Here is a 6,430-nt window from a genome sequence, read left to right as displayed (position 1 = left end):
TTGGGCAGTGATAGTCCTGATCCATTGCGATTTGCTTTTGTTAAGAAGCATTCTGCACATGCCGGGGGAGCGAGCGTACCTGTGCTCTCGTCTCAACAACAGGCGATTTTTTCGAGTATTACGGCTAACTCAATTAAAGCGACCAATAAACGCTGTCTTTATATTCATGTTCCGTTTTGTCGCGTTCGTTGCACTTTTTGTAACTTCTTTCAAAATGCTGCAAGTCGCACACTGGTTGATGAGTACTTTGAAGCATTAATGCAGGAGCTTAGAGAGAAAGCGGCATTACCTTGGACACAAAATGGTATTTTTCACGCCGTATATATCGGGGGCGGAACGCCAACGGATTTATCTCCAGTACAGGTTCGTGTGTTAGGCCAGGCTATCCGAGACCACTTTCCTTTGGCTGCAGACTGCGAAATCACCTTAGAAGGTCGCATCAATCGTTTTTCTGATGAGTTGTATCAAGGCGCTTTAGAGGGTGGGTTTAATCGTTTCTCTTTTGGTGTGCAAAGTTTTAATACACAAGTGCGCCGCAGCGCAAAACGTTTAGATGATAGGGAAGATGTCCTCAAACGAGTGAGCGAGATCGCCAAAGAAGACAAAATTCCGGTCATTATCGATTTACTCTATGGCTTACCTTATCAAACCAAAGAAGTATTAGAGCAAGATTTAAATGATTTCCTCTCGACTGGCGCACACGGACTAGATTTGTATCAGTTAGTGGTTGGCGGGTCAGCTCCCATGCTCAACCTCGTAGAAAAGGGAAAAATCCCGCCACCTGCGACCACACCAGAAAAAGCGGGAATGTATGAGCTCGGTGTGAACTTTATGGCCAAACACCATATGAAGCAACTTAGCGTGAACCATTGGGCAATCGATAACCGCGAGCGTAGTTTATACAATAGTTTAGCCAAGACTTATGCAGAGGTATTGCCAATTGGCTGTGGTGCTGGAGGTAATATCGGTGGCTACGGGATGATGCAACACCGCACACTAGAGACCTATATTAAAGCGGTCAAAGAAGGTCAAAGCACCATCGCGATGATGATGAAGCAAAGCCCTCTAGAACCACTTTTTTCTGCACTCAAATCTGCGTTTGACCGTGGCATTGTTCAAGCAAATCAACTTCCATCATTTATGGGAGAGGACGCGTTCGGGTTTTTATTGCCTCTATTTAAAGTGTGGCAAGCGAAAGGCTTAGTACAACTACATGAACGTAGCGCAGTCCTTACTCTTGCAGGCAGCTTCTGGGCAGTGTCATTGGCTCAAAGTTGTATTCAGGTACTCACGTCGGAGATGAACGAAACCGTACCGAAAGCATCCAATAATTAATGAAAACAAATTGAACAAAAACGGAAGACACAATGGAATCAATCAAGCAACAAGTTGAAGTATTACTAGAGCAAGAACCACGATTATTGCCAGCTGCGATGGCAGAGCGTCTTGGCATTTCCGAGTTTGAGGTTGTTGCGGCTCTACCTCAGGAAATGGTGGCTATTGCACCAGGAGAGCAAGCGCAAAGCATCTTAGAAAGTTTGGTTGGTTTTGGCCCGGTGACGACCATCGTCCACTCTTTTGGTTCTATCTTTGAAGTTAAAGCGCCGTTTCCAAAAGGAAAAGTGGCGCGTGGTTATTACAATTTAATGGGTAGAGAAGGTGAACTGCACGGCCACCTTAAATTAGATAACGTTAAAAATGTCGCATTAGTCAGTAAACCGTTTATGGGTAGAGAGAGCCACTATTTTGGTTTTTTCTCAGAGTGCGGAAGCAATATTTTCAAGGTTTATTTAGGCCGTAACGAAAAGCGCGAGTTGATTGAAGAGCAAGTAACCGCATTTCGCGCCCTACAAGCCGAATTAAAAAAGTAATCACAAACATAATCGAGGCTTAACTCGAATACTAATTAGTAAAGTCAGGTATCAATATGGATCAACAAGTTAAACAAGAGCGTTTGCAAGGTCGTTTAGGGCCAGAGATCAAAGAGTTCCGTCAGGAGCGTCGTACACTTCAGCTTGCAACTGTCGATGCAGAAGGTCGCCCGAATGTAAGCTACGCGCCTTATGTCCAAAACCAGGAAGGTTATTTCGTTCTCATTTCTAAAATCGCTCGTCATGCCCGTAACCTTTTAGAAAATCCAAATGTTTCATTGATGATGATCGAAGATGAAGAGTCTTCAAAGCAGCTGTTTGCTCGTAAGCGCTTAACTTTTGATGCGGTAGCGAATGTAGTTGAGCGAGACACAGAGATGTGGCAACAAGTTGTTGGACAAATGAAAGAGCGTTTTGGTGAGATTATTGATGGTCTAAGCCAGCTAGAGGATTTCGTGTTGTTCAACTTAAAGCCAGAATCGGGGCTATTTGTTAAAGGTTTTGGTCAGGCGTATCAAGTGTCTGGTGATGATTTAGTAGATTTTGTTCACCTTCAAGAAGGTCATAAGAAAGTCGAAAGTGCCTGATTGTAAACCGATCATATGAATGTCGATCATTTGGCATAATGAACGTTTAAAGGGAGTTAGGTTATACTGACTCCCTTTTTTATATTGGAACAAAAGCATGAAACCTGTAAGCAAGGAATTGAGCGAGATTTGCTATCCGTTTATTTACGAGGACAGTCCGGTTTGTGACTTTGAAATTACAGCAGATGAACTTTGTAGTCGTATTGGCCTTGTTCTCGCTATGGAATTGGACAAGTTTAGCCGCGATATACTGACAAGAATGCAGCCTAATGTTTATCATCTAAATGGTTCGGTTCGCGGAAAATTAGCGATTACAGAGACGGAAGTTGAAGAGTTAAAGGCCGATTATGCTTTGCTCAAGCAACGTATTGATGGCGGCTTCAAAGGCTTTGTTCTACCCGGAGGGCACCCGGCAGCCAGTCAATTGCATTTGTGCCGTTGCCAAGCTAAAAAAACGGTACGAGCATTAGTTGCCGTTGAACATACAGGTAAGAAGCAGCCCGCACCTATTTTGTTTCGTTACGCGAACTTATTAGCGAATGTACTTTACAGCCTAGCTTCTTATATTAATCATGCTCACCAAGTCAAAGAGACGGAATTCGTTTCTCGTAGTTACGCGATGCCAAAGAAGTGAGCTGAGAAATTAGCGGATGTGAGCATCAGGGATAGGACAAGTACTGCATTATATTCTCAAATCAACTCGTCCAATAAGAGTTAAGAAGTCATAGCTTTGGCTTCTAGCTCTTTTGCTCCGCGAAGCATCGCTTCGATTAGTTCTCCTGCATTGAATTTCTCAAGTGCCTCATGCGCGCCAACTTGGTGAGCTCTGTCTACACAGATTTCGCTCGATAACGATGTATGTAAAATGCGGTATGAATGGTTCAGAGAGGAATTATTCTGAACTTCAAATGCTAATTCATAACCGTCTAATCCGGGCATTTCAATATCGCTGACCAGAATATCAATTGGGCGATGAGCCGCAGCGTCACTTTTCATCAGTTCCAATGCATCTAAACCATTTTTACAGATTTGATACCCAATATTGATGCTATCGAGTGCGTCACACAGCTGTTTACGAGCGATGGAAGAGTCATCCACCAATAGAATACTGAGTGCTTGTAGGCGTTCTCGCTCAATATCTGTCAGCATTGGTATCTTTGAATTCTCGTACTGCGGATAAACTTTGGAAAGTAGCAGCTCCACATCCAGCATTTGAACAGTTTTGTCCTCGTAGCGAGTAATTCCAGTCACGAAAATATTTTTTCCAGCGCTCGGAGGTGGCGTTTCAATAGCTTTCCAATCGCACTCAATGATCTTCTCTATACTACGAACCATAAAAGCTACCACGGTTCGCAAGCAATCTGTCACGATCAAGTAGCAGCTTTTATATTCTTCTTCACTTATAGGACGAAAGCCAACAGCCGCTGACATATCGATCACTGGTACTGTTAAGTTACGTATCGTAACGGTTCCAATGACGTGATGATGCGAGTAAGGGATCTTCGTCGTTGGCATGTATGGGACGATTTCACGGACTTTTAGCGTACCGATAGCGAAACTCTGCTGCAGGGTGAGCTTAAACATCAACATGCCCTGAGACTGATTCGCTTTGCTAACGACTTTTGCCATGAAAATAACCTTATAAATACCACCGAATTGTGTCTAATCTAATCTTATCAGACGAAGGCTTCAACCATCGGAGAGACAAATGTGAGCTTTTTAGGTAATCTTTTAGAGAATAGTGATTAACTGAGCAAAACTTGTTTGTATTTTAAACTCATTATATAGACGATTTTATATTCCACGTGCATTTTGGCCTTTGCCACTGAGCTACTATTAAGAAATGTTTGGTCTGTTAAAAAGGATTGGGTACACTTGCGCGACCAGAATAGTGAGAGATAGATCAATGGCAAATACAGCAGCCGCATTACATATTCTTGTGAAGCACAAAGAGCAAGCGGAAGACATAATCAAGCAACTGAAAAAAGGCGCAAAGTTTCAGACATTAGCGAAGAAGTATTCAACTTGCCCGTCAGGCAAACGCGGTGGTGACCTTGGTGAATTCCGCCGTGGTCAAATGGTACCTCAATTCGACAAAGTGTGCTTTTCTGGCGAAGTGTTAACGCCGCATCTAGTTAAAACCAAGTTCGGTTGGCATGTTGTAAAGGTGCTTTACAGAACATAAGGCTTGGTATCGACCTAAACATTGTCAGATGAAACCCACAAGCATTAAATATCATCTGTACGGTCTCTTTTCACCAATCACTACCGTTATGACATGGCAGATACATTCTGATCTGCCATGCTCAACCAAACGCTAATCTTTCCAAACTAGAAACTCATTTATATGCAGTTAACTTGGCTTTTCTCATAAGTCGTTATCCTATTTCAAGCTTTGGTATGAGAATACGTTGGCTGGTTGTATCAATTATCAATGCTATTCCTTGCTGGCGAACTTTGGTTCATGTTCGGGCGCCATTCGCATATGATAGCGACCTTATAAAAATTAACCCCGTTCATAATTTAAGATGTCCCTGACTCATAAAGACTATTTTAAAATCGCATTTCCTTTCATTGTTTCTACTGTTACCCAACCATTGTTGGGGGCGGTGGACACCGCGGTGATCGGTAAACTCGGTGTGGCTGAGATGATTGGTGGTGTGGCGATCGGCACCGTCATCATGAACACCTTGTATTGGTTGTTTGGCTTTTTCCGCGTAAGTACTACGGGGCAAAGTGCAATCGCATTAGGTAAAAATAGCCCAGAAGATCAAGCGAGCAGCTTATTTCGTCCTTTCGTACTTTCGCTTTGCCTTGGCTTGATTTTCATTGCGTTGCAGTCCGTGATTTGGATGGGGGCAGAGCTGATTATCTCCCCTGATGCAGTCGTGGCCGAAAACGCGAAGATTTACTTCGATATCATGATCTTTGGTGCACCGTTTGTACTGCTGAACTACACCGTGATTGGTTGGCTGATGGGGCAGGCGAAAGCCAAAGAAACCTTGTTCACGCAAGTGTTTGGTAACGTGCTGAACATCGTGCTAGATATCGTCTTTGTGTTGTACTTCGATATGGGCATTGCTGGTGTTGCGGTGGCGACACTTATCGCGCAAATCTCGACGTTTGTTATTGGTGCGGTGCTGGTGTTGAAAACCTGTCGCTTCCCGCTGTTTGATCACATTCAGACCGCAAAAATGACGCGTAAAGATCTCAAAGTCATTGCGTCTTCCAATATGGATCTGCTGCTTCGTACTGTGTGTCTATTGGTGTTCTTCAACATGATGGCGCGTGTAGGCTCTCAGCTTGGTTCTGATGTGCTTGCTGCGAACGCAATCATGATGCAAGTGACCTTTATCGTCAGCTACATGTTCGACGGTGTGGCGAATGCGTCGAGCGTCTTTGCAGGTAAAGCGGTAGGGCAGAAGAATCCGACATTGCTTGATAACGTGATTAAGCTAAACACGCAATGGACCGCGGCGTTCGTTGTTGTCTTGACCTTGCTGTTAGTGCTGTTCAAACACCAAGTGGTGATGTTGTTTACCACCTTGCCAAATCTTGTTGAACTGTATCTAGACATGAGCCCTTGGTTATTGGCATTCCCGTTGGTTGCTGGTTTTGGTCTTACGTTTTACGGCATCTTTACCGGTACAGGGACGACGCGACCAGTGCGTAACTCTACCTTTCTAACCATGGTGTTGTTCTTAGTGACTCAATTGATTGCGGTGCAATATTGGGGCAACCACGGTTTATGGCTGGCATTCACTTTGTTCTACGTTGGGCGCTTTGTCTTCTTGTTTCGATACCTCGGTCAAGTTAAACAAAAGTGTCTTTAATTCACACTGTCACAAACGACCTAATTTAGATGTTCTTATAACAAGGGTGGAGCTATCTGCCCTTGTTGATAAATCTGAAAAAGGTGATGAAATAACCTTTCCGACTGGTTTCCTTGCTTTAACCCGCATGATATTATTT

The 6,430-nt window shown here is 43.7% G+C and carries 7 protein-coding genes; 6 read left to right on the top strand and 1 reads right to left on the bottom strand.

Going from position 1 to position 6,430, the window contains the following annotated elements; translation table 11 throughout:
- The 4 genes from hutW to CAG68_RS11300 all read left to right on the top strand — a co-directional run.
- A partial coding sequence (gene hutW / locus CAG68_RS11315) for a heme anaerobic degradation radical SAM methyltransferase ChuW/HutW (protein ID WP_161441157.1) occupies nt 1-1,335 on the top strand: 1,335 nt, incomplete at its 5' end.
- Nucleotides 1,336-1,367: 32 nt separating this feature from the next.
- Entirely contained in the window at nt 1,368-1,871 is a 504-nt protein-coding gene (gene hutX / locus CAG68_RS11310) for a heme utilization cystosolic carrier protein HutX (protein WP_132936320.1), read from the top strand.
- A gap of 56 nt (nt 1,872-1,927) precedes the next feature.
- The gene (gene hutZ / locus CAG68_RS11305) at nt 1,928-2,458 is read left to right on the top strand and encodes a heme utilization protein HutZ (RefSeq protein ID WP_005375331.1); all 531 of its coding nucleotides are present in this window, start codon (nt 1,928-1,930) and stop codon (nt 2,456-2,458) included.
- A 97-nt stretch (nt 2,459-2,555) separates the two neighbouring features.
- A complete protein-coding gene (locus tag CAG68_RS11300) occupies nt 2,556-3,092 on the top strand; it encodes an ATP:cob(I)alamin adenosyltransferase (RefSeq protein WP_132936321.1) in 537 nt (178 codons plus the stop codon).
- Between the two features lie 80 nt (nt 3,093-3,172).
- Here CAG68_RS11300 and CAG68_RS11295 read toward each other — a convergent pair whose 3' ends face one another.
- A complete protein-coding gene (locus tag CAG68_RS11295; RefSeq protein ID WP_132936322.1) occupies nt 3,173-4,087 on the bottom strand; it encodes a chemotaxis protein in 915 nt (304 codons plus the stop codon).
- Between the two features lie 214 nt (nt 4,088-4,301).
- Between CAG68_RS11295 and ppiC the strand changes: the two genes are divergently transcribed.
- Both ppiC and CAG68_RS11285 read left to right on the top strand, forming a co-directional pair.
- Entirely contained in the window at nt 4,302-4,643 is a 342-nt protein-coding gene (gene ppiC / locus CAG68_RS11290) for a peptidylprolyl isomerase PpiC (protein ID WP_080276970.1), read from the top strand.
- 343 nt (nt 4,644-4,986) lie between these two features.
- A complete protein-coding gene (locus CAG68_RS11285) occupies nt 4,987-6,291 on the top strand; it encodes an MATE family efflux transporter (protein ID WP_161441156.1) in 1,305 nt (434 codons plus the stop codon).
- Nucleotides 6,292-6,430 lie beyond the last annotated feature (139 nt).

The sequence above is a fragment of the Vibrio sp. V42_P2S4T144 genome, assembly GCF_009904715.1.
Taxonomy (GTDB): Bacteria; Pseudomonadota; Gammaproteobacteria; order Enterobacterales; family Vibrionaceae; genus Vibrio; species Vibrio alginolyticus.
The sequence above is the reverse complement of the archived record's forward strand: the minus strand, read 5'-3'. Positions and strand labels throughout refer to the sequence as shown.